General features: G+C 70.1%; 19 protein-coding genes. 8 read left to right on the top strand and 11 right to left on the bottom strand.

The annotated features are described in order from the left end of the window. Positions 1–260: 260 nt before the first annotated feature. The 8 genes from ACQ5SO_RS00670 (at position 261) to ACQ5SO_RS00705 (ending at position 7,625) form a co-directional block, all read left to right on the top strand. Positions 261–599, top strand: coding sequence for a DUF952 domain-containing protein (locus tag ACQ5SO_RS00670; protein WP_430939630.1), 339 nt, complete (start codon positions 261–263; stop codon positions 597–599). After that, positions 599–1,645 (top strand): quinone-dependent dihydroorotate dehydrogenase, encoded by a 1,047-nt coding sequence (locus tag ACQ5SO_RS00675; protein ID WP_430939725.1) that lies wholly within the window; start codon positions 599–601, stop codon positions 1,643–1,645. The genes ACQ5SO_RS00670 and ACQ5SO_RS00675 overlap by 1 nt, the downstream gene beginning before the upstream one ends. Positions 1,646–1,948: 303 nt before the next feature. Further along, positions 1,949–2,509, top strand: coding sequence for a F0F1 ATP synthase subunit delta (locus ACQ5SO_RS00680; RefSeq protein ID WP_430939631.1), 561 nt, complete (start codon positions 1,949–1,951; stop codon positions 2,507–2,509). Continuing rightward, positions 2,509–4,047 (top strand): F0F1 ATP synthase subunit alpha, encoded by a 1,539-nt coding sequence (atpA, locus tag ACQ5SO_RS00685; RefSeq protein WP_430939632.1) that lies wholly within the window; start codon positions 2,509–2,511, stop codon positions 4,045–4,047. Before ACQ5SO_RS00680 ends, atpA begins: the two co-directional genes overlap by 1 nt. 26 nt (positions 4,048–4,073) lie before the next feature. Continuing rightward, positions 4,074–4,946 (top strand): F0F1 ATP synthase subunit gamma, encoded by an 873-nt coding sequence (locus tag ACQ5SO_RS00690; RefSeq protein WP_430939633.1) that lies wholly within the window; start codon positions 4,074–4,076, stop codon positions 4,944–4,946. 18 nt (positions 4,947–4,964) lie between these two features. Further along, complete coding sequence (atpD, locus tag ACQ5SO_RS00695; protein ID WP_430939634.1) at positions 4,965–6,380, top strand: F0F1 ATP synthase subunit beta; 1,416 nt, start codon at positions 4,965–4,967, stop codon at positions 6,378–6,380. Between the two features lie 15 nt (positions 6,381–6,395). Beyond that, positions 6,396–6,794, top strand: coding sequence for a F0F1 ATP synthase subunit epsilon (locus ACQ5SO_RS00700; protein WP_430939635.1), 399 nt, complete (start codon positions 6,396–6,398; stop codon positions 6,792–6,794). Positions 6,795–6,953: 159 nt separating this feature from the next. Beyond that, positions 6,954–7,625: a VPLPA-CTERM sorting domain-containing protein gene (locus ACQ5SO_RS00705; protein ID WP_430939636.1), complete on the top strand. Its 672-nt coding sequence runs from the start codon at positions 6,954–6,956 to the stop codon at positions 7,623–7,625. A 76-nt stretch (positions 7,626–7,701) separates the two neighbouring features. Here the strand turns inward: ACQ5SO_RS00705 and ACQ5SO_RS00710 are convergent, their stop codons facing one another. The 11 genes from ACQ5SO_RS00710 to ACQ5SO_RS00760 form a co-directional block, all read right to left on the bottom strand. Then, positions 7,702–8,073: a PEP-CTERM sorting domain-containing protein gene (locus ACQ5SO_RS00710; RefSeq protein WP_430939637.1), complete on the bottom strand. Its 372-nt coding sequence runs from the start codon at positions 8,071–8,073 to the stop codon at positions 7,702–7,704. A 325-nt stretch (positions 8,074–8,398) separates the two neighbouring features. Next, entirely contained in the window at positions 8,399–9,424 is a 1,026-nt protein-coding gene (locus tag ACQ5SO_RS00715) for an acyltransferase family protein (RefSeq protein WP_430939638.1), read from the bottom strand. A 38-nt stretch (positions 9,425–9,462) separates the two neighbouring features. After that, positions 9,463–9,942 (bottom strand): RNA pyrophosphohydrolase, encoded by a 480-nt coding sequence (locus ACQ5SO_RS00720; RefSeq protein WP_430939726.1) that lies wholly within the window; start codon positions 9,940–9,942, stop codon positions 9,463–9,465. A gap of 11 nt (positions 9,943–9,953) precedes the next feature. Beyond that, a complete protein-coding gene (locus ACQ5SO_RS00725; protein WP_430939639.1) occupies positions 9,954–11,285 on the bottom strand; it encodes a S41 family peptidase in 1,332 nt (443 codons plus the stop codon). A gap of 75 nt (positions 11,286–11,360) precedes the next feature. Next, a complete protein-coding gene (locus ACQ5SO_RS00730; RefSeq protein ID WP_430939640.1) occupies positions 11,361–12,494 on the bottom strand; it encodes a murein hydrolase activator EnvC family protein in 1,134 nt (377 codons plus the stop codon). Continuing rightward, positions 12,494–14,041 carry a 2,3-bisphosphoglycerate-independent phosphoglycerate mutase gene (gene gpmI, locus ACQ5SO_RS00735; protein WP_430939641.1) on the bottom strand — a complete coding sequence of 516 codons (1,548 nt, stop codon included), beginning with the start codon at positions 14,039–14,041 and terminating at the stop codon, positions 12,494–12,496. The genes ACQ5SO_RS00730 and gpmI overlap by 1 nt, the downstream gene beginning before the upstream one ends. A gap of 104 nt (positions 14,042–14,145) precedes the next feature. Then, positions 14,146–14,679, bottom strand: coding sequence for a hypothetical protein (locus ACQ5SO_RS00740; protein WP_430939642.1), 534 nt, complete (start codon positions 14,677–14,679; stop codon positions 14,146–14,148). 148 nt (positions 14,680–14,827) lie between these two features. After that, complete coding sequence (gene rlmH / locus ACQ5SO_RS00745) at positions 14,828–15,298, bottom strand: 23S rRNA (pseudouridine(1915)-N(3))-methyltransferase RlmH (protein WP_430939727.1); 471 nt, start codon at positions 15,296–15,298, stop codon at positions 14,828–14,830. 23 nt (positions 15,299–15,321) lie between these two features. Then, complete coding sequence (gene rsfS, locus ACQ5SO_RS00750; protein ID WP_430939643.1) at positions 15,322–15,657, bottom strand: ribosome silencing factor; 336 nt, start codon at positions 15,655–15,657, stop codon at positions 15,322–15,324. A gap of 291 nt (positions 15,658–15,948) precedes the next feature. Continuing rightward, positions 15,949–16,773: a DUF3108 domain-containing protein gene (locus ACQ5SO_RS00755; RefSeq protein ID WP_430939644.1), complete on the bottom strand. Its 825-nt coding sequence runs from the start codon at positions 16,771–16,773 to the stop codon at positions 15,949–15,951. Positions 16,774–16,875: 102 nt separating this feature from the next. After that, positions 16,876–17,787 carry a branched-chain amino acid aminotransferase gene (locus ACQ5SO_RS00760; RefSeq protein WP_430939645.1) on the bottom strand — a complete coding sequence of 304 codons (912 nt, stop codon included), beginning with the start codon at positions 17,785–17,787 and terminating at the stop codon, positions 16,876–16,878. Between the last annotated feature and the right edge of the window lie 291 nt (positions 17,788–18,078).

An 18,078-nucleotide genomic window follows, 5' to 3' on the forward strand; every position in this document is an offset into this window, starting at 1 on the left:
AGAAAAGCCCCGCCAACGTGGCGGGGCTGTCGCAGACCGGAGGGACACGCCTTGGCGACGGTGTCGCGTCCCTCCCGGAGGCTTGGGGCCTCCCCTGCGTCTTACGCTTACTTCTTCCCTCAGTCGCCTTCGGAACTCATACGCGATACGCACGTCACACACCGGCCCGAAGGCGCGCCTCCTGACCGGTGAATGAAGGTAACCATCATCCCGCCATGCCTGTCAACGACAGTTAAGGCGCCGTCAAAGGGGACGGGACCGTGATCTACAAGATTCTTCGCGCCGCGGAATGGGCGTCGTTTCAAGAGAAAGGCGCGTTCTCCGGGGCGCCAGTTGATATTCAGGATGGGTTCATCCACCTGTCAAACTCTGAACAAGTTGCTGAAACCGCGCGGAAACACTTCGCGGCGGAAACGGGCCTCGCTCTACTTGCGGTTGAGGAAAGATCCCTGGGCGACGCCCTGAAGTGGGAGGTGTCGCGCGGGGGGGCGCTGTTCCCCCACCTTTACGCCGATTTGAAGATGTCGCAGGTGGCGTGGGCGGCGCCCCTGCCGCTGGGGCCCGACGGGGCGCATGTCTTCCCGGAGCTGGACGCATGATTCGATTCGCCGAAGCCCTCGCGCTGCCGCTGCTGCACCGCCTCGACCCCGAGGACGCCCATGCCTGGGCGCTGCGCGCGCTGGCGCTGGCGCCGGGCTCCGGTCCGGCCTCGTCCGACGCGCTGGAGACCGAGCTCTGGGGCCTGCGTTTCCCCAACCCGATCGGCATCGCCGCGGGGTTCGACAAGAACGCGACGGCCGTGCGCGCCGCCCTGCGCGCCACCGGGGCGGGCTTCATGGAGGTGGGCGCCGTCACGCCGCGCCCGCAGGCCGGCAACCCGCGCCCGCGCCTGTTCCGCCTGACCGAGGACCGCGCCGTCATCAACCGCTTCGGCTTCAACAACGAGGGCATGGAGGCGGTCGCCGCGCGGATGGAGGCGCTGCCCGAGCTGCCGGGAATCGTCGGCGTGAACCTCGGGGCCAACAAGGACAGCGAGGACCGCGGCGCGGATTTCGTCGCCGTGCTGCGCCGCTTCGCCGAGTGCGCGGACTTCTTCACCGTCAACGTCTCCTCGCCCAACACCGAGAAGCTGCGCGACCTGCAGGGCAAGGCGGCGCTGGACCGGCTGCTGGCCGACTGCCTCGCCGCCCGCGACGAAGGGGCGCCGGGCAAGCCGGTGCTCCTCAAGATCGCGCCGGATCTCGACGACCAGGGGCTCGAGGACGTGGCCGAGGCCTGCGCGGCCCATGCCGTGGACGGGATCATCGCCACCAACACCACCCTGTCGCGCGACGGGCTGCGCAGCCCCCACGCGCACGAGGGCGGGGGGCTGTCCGGCGCGCCGCTGTTCGAGAAATCGACCGCCATGCTGCGCCGCCTCGCGCTGCTGACCGAGCGCAAGGCGCCGCTGATCGGGGTCGGGGGCGTCGCCGACGCCGACCAGGCCTATGCCAAGATCAAGGCGGGGGCGTCGCTGGTGCAGCTCTACTCGGCCATGGTCTATGGCGGCGCCGGGCTGCCGGGACGGATCGCGGAGGGAGTCGCGGAGCGGCTGGCGCGCGACGGCTTCACCCATGTCTCGCAGGCCGTGGGGGCCGACCTCTGACCCCGCCGCGCGGCCTTCCGGGGGCGGATTCGCGCCCCCCGGGGGCCGGGCGGGTCAGAAAACCGCAGCCGCAGGGCTGCGACGATCAGACAACAAGGTCGCACCCGCGGCTGAATTTTCGCCCAAGGCGTTGAGCGCAAAGGATTATACCCCTGCATGCGGCCCCCTGCCGCCGTATTGCCTAGGTATAAACGCTGTGTTAGCAACCGCCCAATCTTCGGGGGAGGGACCCGCGCCGCAACGCGCGCCCGCCGCCGTGCATGCCCGAACCGGCCGCCCGAGCCGGCAACCAGAGGGGATCCCGTGGCCGATTCAGCTTCACTGTCTTCGGAACTGGCGGGTCGCTATGCGACGGCCCTTTACGAACTCTCCGAGGAGGCAGGTCTGCTCGAGACCGTCGAGCGCGACCTGCTGTCCCTGCGCCAGGCCCTGGCCGACAGCGCCGAGCTGAGCGACGTGATCGCCAGCCCGGTCTACACGCGCGCGGAGCAGCAGTCCGCCATGGGCGCCGTCGCCGACGCGATGGGCCTGGAGGGGCTGACGAAGAACACGCTCAAGCTCATGGCGTCCAAGCGCCGCCTGTTCGCGCTTCCGGGCGTGATCGGCGCCTATGCCGAGAAAATGGCCGCCTATCGCGGCGAAGTTTCGGCCGAGGTCACCTCGGCCGTGCCGATGCGCGACGACCAGCTGCAGGCCCTCTCCGAGGCGCTCTCGGCCGCCGTCGGCAAATCGGTCAACGTGAATGTCACCGTCGATGAGGCGATCATCGGCGGGCTCGTGGTCAAGGTGGGCTCGAAGATGATCGACACGTCGATCGCCACGAAGCTCTCCAAGCTGAACAACGCAATGAAAGAGGTCGGGTGATGGCCATTCAGGCTGCTGAGATTTCTGCGATCCTCAAGGACCAGATCAAGAATTTCGGTCAGGAAGCCGAAGTGGCCGAGGTCGGCCGCGTCCTGTCCGTCGGCGACGGCATCGCGCGCGTCCACGGGCTGGACAACGTGCAGGCCGGTGAGACGGTCGAGTTTCCGGGCGGCATCCAGGGGATGGCGCTGAACCTCGAGCAGGACAACGTCGGCATCGTTATCTTCGGCGACGACCGCTCGATCAAAGAGGGCGACACCGTCAAGCGCACCGGCGCCATCGTGGAAGTCCCCGTCGGCAAGGGCCTGCTTGGCCGCGTCGTCGACGGCCTGGGCAACCCGCTGGACGGCAAGGGCCCGATCGACTCGGACCTGAAGGCCCGCGCCGACTCCAAGGCCCCCGGCATCATCCCGCGTAAATCGGTGCACGAGCCGATGGCGACCGGCCTGAAGGCCGTCGACGCGCTGATCCCGATCGGCCGCGGCCAGCGCGAGCTGATCATCGGCGACCGCCAGACCGGCAAGACCGCCGTCGCGCTCGACGCCATCCTGAACCAGAAGTCGTACAACGACGCCGCCGGCGACGACGAGAGCAAGAAGCTCTACTGCGTCTACGTGGCGATCGGCCAGAAGCGCTCCACCGTGGCGCAGCTGGTGAAGAAGCTGGAAGAGACCGGCGCCATCGACTACTCCATCGTCGTGGCCGCCACCGCGTCGGACCCCGCGCCGATGCAGTACCTCGCCCCCTACACCGCCTCGGCGATGGGCGAGTACTTCCGCGACAACGGCATGCACTCGCTGATCATCTATGATGACCTGTCGAAGCAGGCCGTGGCCTACCGCCAGATGTCCCTGCTGCTGCGCCGTCCGCCGGGCCGCGAAGCCTACCCGGGCGACGTCTTCTACCTCCACTCGCGCCTGCTCGAGCGCTCGGCGAAGATGGACGACGCCTTCGGCGCCGGCTCCATGACCGCGCTGCCGGTGATCGAGACCCAGGGCGGCGACGTGTCGGCCTTCATCCCGACCAACGTGATCTCGATCACCGACGGTCAGATCTTCCTCGAGACCGAGCTGTTCTACCAGGGCATCCGCCCGGCGGTGAACACCGGCCTGTCGGTGTCGCGCGTGGGCTCCTCGGCCCAGACCAACGCGATGAAGTCGGTCGCCGGCTCGGTGAAGCTGGAGCTCGCGCAGTACCGCGAGATGGCCGCCTTCGCGCAGTTCGGCTCGGACCTCGACGCCGCGACGCAGAAGCTGCTGAACCGTGGCGCGCGCCTGACCGAGCTGCTGAAGCAGCCGCAGTACGCGCCGCTGACCAACGCCGAGCAGGTCTGCGTCATCTTCGCGGGCACCAACGGCTATCTCGACGACCTCGCCGTGGGCGATGTCGGCCGCTTCGAGCAGGGCCTGCTGGGCCACCTGCGCTCGAACTGCGCCGACCTGCTCGAGGACATCACGGTCAACGACCCGAAGATCAAGGGCGACGCCGCCGACAAGATCAAGGCCGCGATCGAGGCGTTCAAGAAGGGCTTCGCGTAAGCCGCTGTTGAGGAGGAGTTAGGCGCATGCCGAACCTCAAGGACCTGAAAATCCGGATCAACAGCGTGACCTCCACGCGGAAGATCACCAAGGCCATGCAGATGGTCGCGGCGGCCAAGCTCCGTCGCGCCCAGGAGGCGGCCGAGGCCGCGCGTCCGTACGCCGAGCGTATGGACGGCGTCCTCGCCAACCTCGCCCGCGGGGCCAAGGACCAGCCTTCCGCGCCGAAGCTCCTCTCGGGCACCGGCAAGGACGACGTTCACCTGCTCATCGTGGCGACCGCCGAGCGCGGTCTCTGCGGCGGCTTCAACTCCTCGATCGTCAAGCTGGCCCGCCAGCACGTCGAGAAGCTGAAAGCGCAGGGCAAGACCGTCAAGATCCTGACCGTCGGCAAAAAGGGCCGCGAGCAGATGAAGCGTGAATACGCCGACCTGTTCGTGGACCATGTCGACCTCTCCGCGGTGAAGCGCCTCGGGTACAGCAACGCGCAGGACATCGCGCGCGACGTGCTCGGCCGCTTCCACGAGGGCGAGTTCGACGTCTGCACGCTGTTCTTCAACCGGTTCCAGTCGGTGATCTCCCAGATCCCGACCGCCCAGCAGCTGATCCCGGCCCAGGTCGAGGAGCAGGAGGACGCGTCCTCCACGCTCTACGACTACGAGCCCGAGGAGGAGGCGATCCTCGCCGACCTCCTGCCGCGCGCGATCACCACGCAGATCTTCACCGGTCTGCTGGAGAACGCCGCGTCGGAGCAGGGCGCGCGCATGTCCGCCATGGACAACGCGACGCGCAACGCCGGCGAAATGATCGACGCCCTGACCATCGAGTACAACCGTACCCGCCAGGCGCAGATCACCAAGGAACTCATCGAAATCATCTCGGGCGCCGAGGCGCTCTAACGAACGGAGGCACAACCAATGTCCACCGGCAAGATCACGCAGGTCATCGGCGCCGTCGTCGACGTTCAGTTCGAGGGCGAGCTCCCGGCCATTCTCAACGCGCTGGAGACCGACAACAACGGTCAGCGGCTCGTGCTCGAGGTCGCCCAGCACCTCGGTGAGAACTCGGTCCGCGCCATCGCCATGGACCAGACCGAAGGTCTCGTCCGCGGCCAGTCCGTCACCGACACCGGCTCCGCCATCTCGGTGCCCGTCGGCGACGCCACCCTGGGCCGCATCCTGAACGTCGTCGGCGAGCCGATCGACGAGAAGGGCCCGGTCGAGGCCACGGAAACCCGCCCGATCCACGCGACCGCCCCGGCGTTCGAGGAGCAGGCGACCGAGTCCGAGATCCTCGTCACCGGCATCAAGGTCATCGACCTGCTCGCCCCCTACTCGAAGGGCGGCAAGATCGGCCTCTTCGGCGGCGCGGGCGTCGGCAAGACCGTTCTCATCATGGAGCTCATCAACAACATCGCGAAGGTGCACTCGGGCTACTCCGTGTTCGCCGGCGTGGGTGAGCGCACCCGTGAGGGCAACGATCTCTACCACGAGATGATCGAATCCAACGTCATCAAGCCGGACAACCTGTCCGAGTCGCAGGTGGCGCTGGTCTACGGCCAGATGAACGAGCCGCCGGGCGCCCGCGCCCGCATCGCGCTGACCGGCCTGACCCTGGCCGAGCAGTTCCGCGACGCCTCGGGCACCGACGTTCTGTTCTTCGTCGACAACATCTTCCGCTTCACCCAGGCGGGTTCCGAGGTGTCGGCGCTTCTCGGCCGCATCCCCTCGGCGGTGGGCTACCAGCCGACGCTGGCCACCGACATGGGCGCGATGCAGGAGCGCATCACCTCCACGAAGAACGGCTCGATCACCTCGATCCAGGCCGTGTACGTCCCCGCGGACGACCTTACCGACCCCGCGCCGGCCACGACCTTCGCCCACCTCGACGCCACCACGGTTCTGTCGCGCGCCATCTCGGAGCTCGGCATCTACCCGGCGGTCGACCCGCTCGACTCGTCCTCGCGCCTCATGGATCCGCAGATCCTGGGTGAGGAGCACTACGAGGTGGCCCGTTCGGTGCAGGGCATCCTGCAGCGCTACAAGTCGCTCCAGGACATCATCGCCATTCTCGGCATGGACGAGCTGTCGGAAGAGGACAAGCTGACCGTTGCGCGCGCGCGCAAGATCCAGCGCTTCCTCTCGCAGCCGTTCGACGTCGCGAAGGTGTTCACCGGCTCCGACGGCGTGCAGGTTCCCCTCGAGGACACCATCAAGTCGTTCAAGGCGGTGGTGAACGGCGAGTACGATCACCTGCCCGAGGCGGCCTTCTACATGGTCGGCGGCATCGACGAAGTGATCGCCAAGGCCGAGCGCCTCGCCGCCGCGGCCTGATAGGGGACCGAAAGCATGGCTGACGTGATGCAGTTCGATCTCGTGTCGCCCGAGCGCATGCTCGTGTCGACCGAGGCCGAGCGGGTGCAGGTTCCGGGGATGGAGGGCGACATGACCGCCCTCCCGAACCACTCCCCGCTCATGACCACCCTGCGTCCGGGCGTCGTGTCGGTTCATGCCGGCGGCGGCGTCGAGGACTTCGTGGTGACCGGCGGCTTCGCCGAGATCTCTCCGGCCGGGACCTCGATCCTGGCCGAGGAGGCTCTGCCCAAGGCCGACGTGACCCGCGAGTGGCTGGACGCGAAGATGAAAGAGGTCGAGGGCGAGATCGAGATCGCCGAGGGCGATGCGAAGATCGCCGCGGGCATGCGCCTGAACGACCTCAAGCAGGTGGGCGCCGCGCTCGGCCTCTGAGCCGCCGCGATCCCGACCGGACCAAGGCCCCCGTGCGCTGCGCGGGGGCCTTTTTCGTGCGCGCCGCGACGTAAGGGAACGTGATCCTGTCGCCCAGTTTCGATTAACCAATGAGGAACGTGGCGTTCACCACGGTTTTCGAGAGTGAGGATAGCGATCATGCGTGCGCTTGTTCTGATCCCGGCCCTGCTGATGGCCGCCCCCGCCGCCGCCGATGTCTGGCGGATCGAGGCCTCGGGCCCCGGCTGTCACGCGTCGCTGACCTGCCAGGACCGGACCCTGTCCTTCAATTACGACGACGGGACCGGCGCCTTCTCGCAGGTCGCCTGGGACATGACCTATGCCGATTCGCGCGGCTGGGTGTTCCGGGACGTGAAATACGCGGACTCGCCGGTGCTCGACGGGCTGATGGACGAGAACGCGAATGACGGCGTGATCCTCGAGGCGATCCAGGGCGCCGCCCTGCGCTTCGACTACGTGTTCTACTCGACGGCCGGGCAGGACTATTACGGCGCCCCCGCCGGGGCCCCCGCCGACGCGCCCGATCCCGTCGGCGCCTTCAGCCATTATCAGCAGGGCGCGCCGATCTACGCCTGGGGCGCGGCGCTGGACTGGGACCCGGCGATGACGCTGGATGACGGCGAGGGCCAACTGGCCTTCTACGTGCGCTGGACCGACGGGTCGAACCTGCTCGGGTCGTATTTCGGGATCGGCGGCACGGCGACCGCGACGCTGGTTGAAAGCCCGGTTTCGGACGTGCCGGTCCCGGCGGCGGGCGGGCTGCTGGCCGCCGCCCTGGCCGGGTTCGCCGCCCTGCGCCGCCGCCGCTGAGCCGCGCGGCCAGGCCGGAACGCCAAATGCCCGCCGGATCGCTCCGGCGGGCGTTTTGCATCGCAGCGCGCGTCCCTCAGGCCCGGCGGCGCAGCAAGCCCAGCAGCCCCAACCCGCCCAGCAGCAGCGGCGCGGCGGCGGGGACGGGCACGTCCGACAGCTCGGCGATGGCCGCGTCGCCGATGGCCAGCGTGATGCTGTCGGTCCCGATGCTGTAGGTGTGGATCCCGCTGTAGAGCCCCGCCGAGCCCACCGTCCAGCCGTCCCAGCGCGCCGTCGCGGCATAGGGCGTGCCCGACGCGTAGCGCTTGTCGATGACGAAGGAGCCGGGCGAGAACGACATCGCCGGCCCGCTCGCCGCCGAGGCGTTCCCCACCCCGCGCGAGGCGAAGAGGTTGGTGGCCACGCCGATGGAGTAGCCGTAATCGGGCGCGACGCCATCATCCACGCCGATCCCGAAGGAGGGTTGATCGCCATAGAGGAACGCGCTGGTGAAGGCGGGGTAGTCCGAGGCCCCGGGCAGGACCAGCGAGCCCCGCGCCTGCGCATGCAGGTTCGCGCCGTCATCCCAGATGTCGATGATGACGGCGGCCCCGGCGGTGGATGCGGCGGTGCACAGAGACGCGGCGCGGGCGGCGGCGGCAAGCGAGCGGAACTTTGCGGTCCTTCGGTCTGGATTGGATGTCGCGGGTCGGTCGGTGCGGCGTCGGGGGCTGTGGGAGAGAGGGCGTGGCGGCCGGGGGCGGCGGCGGTTGGGGGCGGCCCAGGTCCCGTCAACCCCGGCGCTGCCACCAGCGCAGGATCAGCGTCTGCACGGGCCGTTCGAACCACCAGGTCGACGCGGCGGCCATCAGGATGCACAGCAGCAGGAGCGGCGCCAGTCCCACCCATTCATAGGGCAGGCCCAGCTTCTGGAACGCCGTGCGCACGAACCACACGCCGACCATGTGGGTCAGGTACAGGCTGTAGGAGATGTCGCCGAGAAAGGTCAGCGGGCGCGTGGACAGGACGCGCTGCACGACGGGTTCCCCGAAGGCGAGGGCGAAGAGCGCCACCGTCCCGGCCATGATGTAGGGGTCCGTCCAGGTCTCGTAGACCGGCAGGTCCAGCACCCGCCGCACGCCGGGGATCGAGAGCGCGACGAGCGCGAGGCAGAGCGGGGTCAGCGCCCCCCGCGCCCGCGCATGGAGCGCGCCGTACCGCTCCGCGCCGCCATTCGCGCCGTAGACGCCGCAGGCCGTGCCGAAGATGAAGAAGTACTGCCAGCACAGCAGGATGCTCGAGACGCCGACCTCCGGGGTCCAGGCCTGGATCACCACCGCCGCCAGCGCGGCCGACAAGGCCGCCGTCCAGAGCCAGAAGCGCCGTCCCAGCTTCGCGGACAGGGCCCACAGGCCGACGAAGACGACGTAGAACTGCACCTCGACCGGGATCGTCCACAGGATGCTGGACCCGTGGAGGAGGAACAGGTTGAGCGGGAAATCCTCCGGCCGGACCTTGATCGGGAAGGTGCCGACGGCCGCGCTCATCGCCGCGGAGACGAGCAGCACGGCGTAGAACAGGGGCAGGACCCGGGCGATCCGGGCGATGGCGTAGCGGCGCCAGTGCGCCGACGGATCGCGATGGGCATAGAGCATCCCCATCAGGTAGCCGCTGAGGCAGAAGAAGATCGCGACGCCGTACTGGCCCAGCCCGTAACCGAACAGCCGCGCCGGGGCGTAGCCGTGGTTCGCGCCGTGCGAGATCACGACCAACAGGGCGGCGATGCCGCGCACGCCGGTCAGAAAACGGGTATCCATGGAGCGCGCTCCCCCTGCATGCGCTGACGCGGCGGGCCTCAGAACAGGTCCGCGAATTCCGCCATCACCTGCTCATAGAGGTCTTTCTTGAACGGGACGATGTCCGAGACGACCTGCTCGGGCGTCGACCAGCGCCAGCGGGAGAATTCCTGGTGCTTCTGCTCGATCTTCACGTCCGAATCCTCGCCCGAGAACCGGAACGCGAACCACAGCTGCTTCTGGCCGCGATACCGGCCCTTCCACACCTTGCCCACCAGGTCGTCGGGCAGGTCATAGGCGATCCAGTCGCGGGTCCGGCGCACCATCTCCACCTGGCGCTGGGAGATCCCGGTCTCCTCCTCCAGCTCCCGCAGGGCGGCCTGGAAGGGCTCCTCGCCCGCGTCCACGCCGCCCTGGGGCATCTGCCATGCGCCGGGGGTGTCGATCCGCTCGCCGGTGAAAACGCCGCCGCGGCCGTTGAGCACGACCACGCCGACGCAGGGGCGGTAGGGCAGGGCCTCGATCTCGGCCCTGCTCAGCACCGCACCGCTCATTTCGAGGCCTGGTAGACCGACAGGCCCTGGAGCATGTCGATCGCGTAGGCCAGCTGCAGGTCCTCGCGGCGCAGCTTCTGGGTGGCCTCGTGGCGGGCGCGCTCTTCCTCGAGCATCTTGCGCTCGTCCTCGGACAGCTCCTCGGACAGGCGGCCGCGCAGGTCGGCCTCCGAGCGGGTGCGGCGGGCGGCCTCGGCCGCGTCCTCCTCGCTCTCGGGCGCAAGGCGGCGCTGTTCGATCAGGATGTCGGGTTCGATCCCGAGCGCCTGGATCGAGCGGCCGGAGGGGGTGTAGTAGCGCGCGGTGGTCAGCCGGATCGCGCCCTTGCCCTGCAGCGGCATGATCGTCTGGACCGAGCCCTTGCCGAAGGACTTGGCCCCGAGGATGATCCCGCGGCGGTGATCCTGCAGCGCGCCCGCGACGATCTCGGAGGCCGAGGCCGAGCCGCCGTTGATCAGCACGATGATCGGCTTGCCGTCCGCGAGATCGCCCTCCTGGGCGTTGTACCGCTCCGAATCCTGCGGGTCGCGGCCGCGGGTCGACACGATCTCGCCCTTGTCGAGGAAGGCGTCGGAGATGGCCACGGCCTGCGACAGCAGCCCGCCCGGGTTGTTGCGCAGGTCGAGCACGTAGCCCTGGACGTTCTCGGCCCCGCCGAGGTCCTGTTTGATCTTCTCGATCCCCGCGGCGACGTTGTCATAGGTCTGCTCGGTGAACGAGGTCACGCGGATCACGCCCACGTTGCCTTCCACCCGGGCGCGCGCGGCGCGGACCTTGATGTTGGCGCGGGTGATGGTGACGTCGAAGGGCTCCTCGGCCCCTTCGCGGGCGATGGTGATGATGATGTCGGAGCCGACCGGCCCGCGCATCACGTCCACCGCCTCGGCCAGGGTCAGGCCCAGCACGGACTGCCCGTCGATATGGGTGATGAAGTCGCCGGCCTCGAGGCCCGCCTCCGCCGCCGGGGTCTCGTCGATGGGCGAGACGACCTTCACGAAGCCGTTCTCCATCGTCACCTCGATCCCGAGGCCGCCGAACTCGCCCTTGGTCTGGACGCGCATGTCGTCGAAGGCGTCGGGCGGAAGGTAAGACGAATGCGGGTCGAGCGAGGTGAGCATCCCGGCGATGGCCGCCTCGATCAGCTCCTTCTCGTTGACCTCTTCGACATAGACGCCGCGGACCCGCTCGAAGATGTCCCCGAACAGGTCGAGGTATTCATAGGTGGTGCGGGCGTCGTTCTCCTGCGCCTGCAGGGGGGCCACCAGGGGGGCGGCCAGCAGGGCGCCGGCGACGGCGCCGCCCAGCGCGGCGGAGATGAGTTTCTTCATGTGTCGACAGCCTTCGTTTGCGTCGTTTCGGGCGTCGCCCCGGGGGCGGCGGTCTGGGCCAGGGCCCGGCGCGGGTCAGTCGGCGCCAAGCCTGAACCAGCGCGCGGGGTCGACGGGCGCGCCGTCCTCCCGCGCTTCAAGGTAGAGCGTTCGGTCCGAGATTGCCCCGCCGTTCCGCTGCGCTTCAATCAAAAACTCAGGAGAATCCGGCCCCGCGACGCCAAGCTGCGCCACCGGCTCCCCCGCGCGCAGGGACGCGCCCTGTTCGCGCAGCACGGCGCCGAGCCCGGCGAGGATCAGGAGGCGCCCCGGCGCGGGCTCGAGGATCGCGACCTGGCCGTAGCCGTCGAGCGGGCCCGCGAAGCGCAGGGCCGCGTCGAAGGGCGCGAGGACCTGCGCCCAGGGCGGGGCGGCGATCTCGATCCCCTCGCGCGCGAAGCCGTCCGCGTCGGGGGCGCCGAAGGAAGCGGTCACGGCGCCGGACACGGGAAGCGGCAGCGCGCCCCAGTCGGGCGCCTCGGGCGGGGTCGGGGCGGGCAGCGGGTCGTCGCCGAGCAGCGCGGCGAAGTCCTTCAGCGCCCAGCCCCCCTCGCGCAGCGCCTTGCGCGCGGCGACGGGGAGGGGGGCGCGGGCGCCGTCCCTTTCCCGAAGCGCCTCGGCCTGGGCGGCGCGGGCGTCCTGCAGGGCGGCCAGCGAGACCCGCATCCGCGCCTGCAGCGCGTCGCGGGCGTCGGCCAGCGCGTCCGCCTCGGCCGCGCGGGCGGCCAGCGCTTCGGCCCGCGCGCGCAGGGCGGGGCCGATGACCGACAGCGCGTGCCCGGCCCGCAGATGCGCCACCGGCCCGCCGGGCGACAGGGCCACGGCGGGGTCGGGCGTGCGCTCCATCCCCATCAGCAGCGCCAGCGCGGTTTCCGTCTGCGCACGCTCGGCGTCGAGCCGCTCTTGCAGGATCGCGCGCCGCCGCGCCACTTCGCGCAGGCCGCCGCGCATCGCCGCCAGCCCGCGCTCATGCGCCGCCGCGGCCTCGGCCAGGGCGGCGAGGCGGTCTTCGCCGGTCACCGCCGCGGCCAGCCGGTCGCGGGCGCTTTCCACCAGGGCTGCGGCGAGGGCGGCTTCGGAGCGCGCCACCTCCAGCGGGTCGGCCGCACGCGCCCCGCCCGCCGCAAGGGCGAGGGCGAGGAGCGATGCGGCCAGCCGCGTGCGCATCATCAGGCGATCAGGCTCTCGCCGGTCATCTCGGCCGGCTGGGGCAGGCCCATCAGCTGCAAGAGCGTGGGCGCGAGATCCCCCAGCACGCCGCCCTTGCGCAGGGTCGCGCCCTCGGGGCCGCCGACAAGGATCACCGGCACGGGGTTGAGGGTGTGGGCCGTGTGCGGGCCGCCCGTCTCCGGGTCCACCATCATGTCGCAATTGCCGTGATCGGCGGTCACGATCATCGCGCCGCCGGCCTCCTCCAGCGCCTTCAGCGCCTCCCCGAGGCCCCGGTCCACCTCGGCGCAGGCGGCCATGGCGGCCTGCAGGTCGCCCGTGTGCCCGACCATGTCCGGGTTGGCGTAGTTGCAGACGATCAGGTCGTAGTCCCGGCTGCGGATGGCGTCCGCCAGGTGCTCGGTCACCTCGGGGGCCGACATCTCGGGCTGCATGTCATAGGTGCGCACCTTCGGGGACGGCGCCATGTAGCGCGTCTCGCCCTCATACGGGTTCTCGAGGCCCCCGTTCAGGAAGAAGGTGACGTGGGGGTATTTCTCGGTCTCGGCGATGTGGAACTGGGTGCGGCCATGCTTGGCCGTCCATTCCCCGAGGGTGTTCACGATGTCGTCCGAGGGGAACAGCACGCCCATGAAGTCGTTGTGGCGGTCGGAATATTCCACCATCCCGGCGACCGCGGCGAAGGCGGGGCGGGCGGAGACGTCGAAATCGGAGAACTCAGGGTCCGCCAGCGCGCTCAGGATCTCCCGCGCGCGGTCGGCGCGGAAGTTGAGGAACAGCAGGCCGTCGCCGTCCTTCATCCCCTCGTAGCCCTCGATGACCGTGGGGGTGATGAACTCGTCGGTCTCGCCCTTGCTGGCGGCGATGATGATCGCTTCCTCGGCGTCGGGCGCGCGCTCCCCCTCGGCCGCGGTCATGGCGCGGAAGGCGGCCTCGACCCGGTCCCAGCGCTTGTCGCGGTCCATGGCGTAGAAGCGGCCCGAGACGGTGCCGATGGAGACGCCGGAATGGGGCAGGGCGGCGACAAGGTCCCCGAGGAACTTGCGTGAGGAGGCGGGCGGCGTGTCGCGCCCGTCGGCATAGAGGTGCAGCACCACGGGGATGCCCGCGGCGGCGATCACCCGCGCGGCGGCGGCCATGTGGCGCGAATGGGCGTGGACGCCCCCCGGGCCAAGCAGCCCGGCGAGATGCGCGGTCCCGCCCGAGGCGGTCATGTCGGCGATGAACTTCTGCAAGGCGGGCCGGGCGGCGAAATCGCCGGTCTCGATCGCCTTGTCGATCTTCGGCAGGTCCATCCACACGATGCGGCCCGCGCCGATATTCATGTGCCCGACCTCGGAATTGCCCATCTGCCCCTCCGGCAGGCCCACGGCGTTGCCGCAGGCGGTGAGGGTGGAGGCGGGGCATTCGGCGTGGATGCGGTCGAAATTCGGCGTCTCGGCCAGGGCGACGGCGTTCGCCTCGGTCCGGTCCGACAGGCCCCAGCCGTCGAGGATCACGAGGACGACGGGGCGTTTTTCGCCGGGCGCGGGGGCGGTGTCGGACATGGAACGGGCCTTGGATCTGGAAACGGGATGCGGCGCGGCGCGGGCCGCCCTTTCGCATCTACTCCCCGCCGCTTCGCCCTTCAACCGGGCGCAAGCGCGCGCGCTCAGCCCTCGGACATGAAGCTGGGCGCGTAGGACTCGTGCGGGGCCATCGCCTGCTCGCCGGTCACGCAGCGGGCGTTGAAGGACGCGACGTCGGCGCGGTGGGTCTTGATGTCCTTGCGGAACCAGCCGCGGCGGTTGTCCTGCTTGTGCCGGGCGGTCAGCAGGCGGCTGTCGGGCTGCCCGCCGGCCTTCGCGAACTCGGCCTCCAGCTCCTGCAGCTCGGCGGCCTTGCGCTCGATCACCCGCTCGCGCCGCTCGAGGTCGGCATAGTCCTTGCGGATCGTCTCGTCGAGGTCGCCGCAGGGCCGCGGGTCGGACTTGGCCACCGCCACCGCCGCCGCGCCGCCCGCGCCCGCGCCGGAACTGCGGCCCAGCAGGCGGGCGAAGAAGCGCAGCGCCATGGCCAGCACGCCGGTCTTCTCGGCGGCCTCGCCCTCTTCTTCGGCGAGCAGCGGGCTCGCGGTCAGGATGGCCGCGCCCGCCCCAAGGCAGAAGGCGCGCCGGTTCATCGGCCTGTGCAGGAGATCGGACATGTGAGCCACGCGAGGGGGGGGGAGGGGAAGCTGCCCGAATACATACCGAATCCGGGCGGCGAAACCAAGGCGCCCGCACGCGATGGGCGCCCGTTGACTTGTCCCGGCCCCGCGAAGCCGCGGCCGCGCCGGGCGGATGCAAAGAAATTCAGACCCGGTGATAGGGCGTTCCGGCCAGGATCGAGGCGGCGCGGAACATCTGTTCGGCGATCATCGCCCGCGCCAGCATGTGCGGCCAGACCATCGGCCCGAAGGAGAGCTTGAGGTCGGCCCGCGCCAGCAGCGCCTTGCCATGCCCGTCCGCGCCGCCGATGGCGAAGCAGCAGGCGCGGCGGCCGTCATCGCGATACCGCGCCAGCGTGTCGGCCAGCTGGGGGGAGGAGAGGGTCTTGCCCCGTTCGTCCAGTGCGATCAGCGCCGCGTCTTTCGGCAGGGCGCCCAGCAGCAGCTCCGCCTCGGCGTCGCGGCCGCGGTTCTTCTTGTCCTCGACCTCGATCACCGCGCACGGCCCGATGGCATGGGCGCGCCCGGTCTTGCCGGCGCGGTCGAGGTAGTCGGAGATGAGCTCGGCCTCGGGGCCGCCGCGCAGGCGGCCCACGGCGAGGATGTGCAGGTCCACGTCGGAAAGGGTCGGCGGGCTGATCAGCCCGCCGAGGACGCGGCGCTGCGGGCGGCGTAGTCGGGCGCCGGCAGCCACATTTTCTCGAGCTGGTAGAACTCGCGCACTTCGGGGCGGAAGATGTGGACGATCACGTCGCCCGCGTCGATCAGCACCCAGTCGCCGGATTCCTTGCCCTCGGCCTTGGCGTAGATGCCCATCTGGGTCTTCACCCGGTCGAGCATCTTCTCGGCGATCGACTGCACCTGGCGCGACGAGCGGCCCGAGGCGATGACCATCGCGTCGGCCACGTCGGACTTGCCGCGAAGATCGATCTTCACGACGTCCTCGGCCTTGTCGTCATCGAGGGAAGAGAGCACGAGCGTGAGAAGCTGCGCGCTGGCGTCCGCGTTCTTCGGGCCCCGCCCGGCTTCGGTCGCCGCGGGCTCCGCCTGCGGGGAGCGGTCCCCGCCTTCAGCACGTTCCGTCAGAACGGTGTCCTCCTGTCAGCGCGCCGCACCCATCTCGCCCCGGCGCCGAACGTGGAAAAAGGCTACCGCGAATCGCGGTTTCTCACAAGGGAAGCGGCGGATTCGCAGGGTGAACCGGCCATTTGGGGCAACAGGGAGGGGGATGCAAGGGGCGATGCGAAGGGCGGGGGGCGCCGGGCCTCAGCGCAGGTCGATCCGCCCGACGGCGTATCCCAGCGGCCACTCGACCAGCATCCGCACCGGCGCGATCCCGCCGCCGAGCGCCTCGGGCAGGGGGCCGAACCAGATGTCCCGGGTCACGTCCTCTTCGTCCTGGTCCCAGCCGTCATCCTCGATCTTGAAGCCGCCGATGCGCTGGATCGCCATGCGGCAGCGGCGGGCGAGGCCGGACCAGGTCCAGGAGCGGTCGGCCTCCAGCGCCTCCTCGCCCATGTCCGAGAGGGTGACGTGGAAGGCGGTGCGGCCGGTGAAGACGGGGTGCGAGACGGCGCAGCCCTCGCCCCGTTCGACCTGGCGCATGGCGCGGAGGATCGGGAAGGTCGGGTCGACGGCGTCGTCGAGCGCGCCGGGGGGGATGGGCGTGCGCGGCTCGTCCTCGTCCTCGGGGGCGACCAGCGTCTCGGCCTGCGGGGGGCCGTCGCCGAAGCGCACCCGGCGGGCGCTGCGCTTGTCGTCCCATGTGGCGCGGGTGGTGAATTCCTCGGGGCCCGCGGGGCCGTGCAGGGCGGTCTGCTCGGCCTCGAAATCGGCGAAGAGCGACAGGAGCCCGGTGCTGCGGGCCTCGGCGGCCAGGGTGGTGCGCCCGGCGCGTTCGGTGATGCGGAACTCGATCTCGGCCAGCGCGGCGGGGCCCCAGTCGACGGCGTAGCGCAGGGCGCGGCTGCGGGTCTCGGCGTCTTCAGCCCCGGCGGCGGCCCCGGCGGCGGGGCGGGGCGCCGGGACGGCCGTCTGGGCCGCCGCGGGGGCGGGGACGGCGAGGAGGAGGGAGAGGGCAAGCGCGCGCATGGCCAAGTAGATCGCCCATTCGCGCCAAAAGGAAAGGGCGCGCCGCCCGGCGCGCCCTTCGATTTTACGTGATCGGCGCGACGAGGCGCGATCCGGAGGGGCTCAGGCCACCGCCTCTTCCATCGGCGTCGGCGTCTCTTCCAGGCGGCCGCGGACCAGTTTCTCATAGTCCGAGGCGATGGCGAGGGTCAGCGCGCCCACGGTGAAGGTATGCGGGCCGATCTGCCCCACCGGGGTGATCTCGGCCGCGCTGCCGGTCAGCCAGCACTGCTCGAACCCGTCCAGCTCCTCGGGCATGATGTGCCGCTCATGCACCTTGATGCCGCGGCGGGCCAGCAGCTCCAGCGTGGTGCGGCGGGTCAGGCCGCTCAGGAAGCAGTCGGCCAGCGGGGTGTGCACCTCGCCGTCCTTCACGAAGAAGATGTTGGCGCCGGTCGCCTCGGCGACATAGCCGCGGTAATCCATCATCAGCGCGTCCGAGCAGCCCTTCGCCTCGGCGGCGTGCTTGGACATGGTGCAGATCATGTAGAGGCCCGAGGCCTTCGCCTTGGACGGGATCGTCGCCGGGTCGGGGCGCTTCCACTTCGAGATGTCGAGCTTGGCGCCCTTGGTCTTGGCGTCGCCGTAATAGGCGCCCCATTCCCACACGGCGATCGCCAGGTGGACGGGGTTCTTCGACGACGCGACGCCCATGTCCTCGCCCGAGCCGCGCCACATGAAGGCGCGGACATAGGCGTCCTTGAAGCCCGAGGCGGCGAGGGTCGCCTCCTTGGCGGCCTCGATCTCGTCCACCGTCCAGCGCGACGGGATGTCGAGCAGCCGGGCGGAGTTCAGCAGGCGTTCGGAATGGTCGCGGGACAGGAAGATCTTGCCCTCGTAGGCGCGCTCGCCCTCGAAGACGCAGGACGCGTAGTGCAGCGCGTGGGTCAGTACGTGCACCTTGGCCTCGCGCCAGGGGATCATCTCGCCATCCATCCAGATGACGCCGTCGCGATCGTCGTAGGAGCCGGCCATGGCTTGGTCCTTCCCAATTCGCGCCCGCCTCTCGTCCGGGCGGGCTGTCTCGGTGTCTGATTTTCGGGAAATGTCCCGAATTGCTGCGCTGCGGAAAGAATCTTTCTTCCGCCGCGGGACCCGGGATACGCTCGGCGGGATATAATGTCAACAAGGCTGACGTAATCGCCGGCGCCGCTTGGTGGAAAGCCCGCCTGCGCCCTGCGCGCGGGGCTGCGGCCGCGGAAGGCTTGGAACGTCAGCGTTCCTTCCCTACACTGCGCGCGCGGGATCCGGCGAGGGGGTCGTCCG

It is taken from the genome of Rhodovulum sp. DZ06, assembly GCF_050586345.1.
Lineage (GTDB): Bacteria > Pseudomonadota > Alphaproteobacteria > Rhodobacterales > Rhodobacteraceae > JBOCEF01.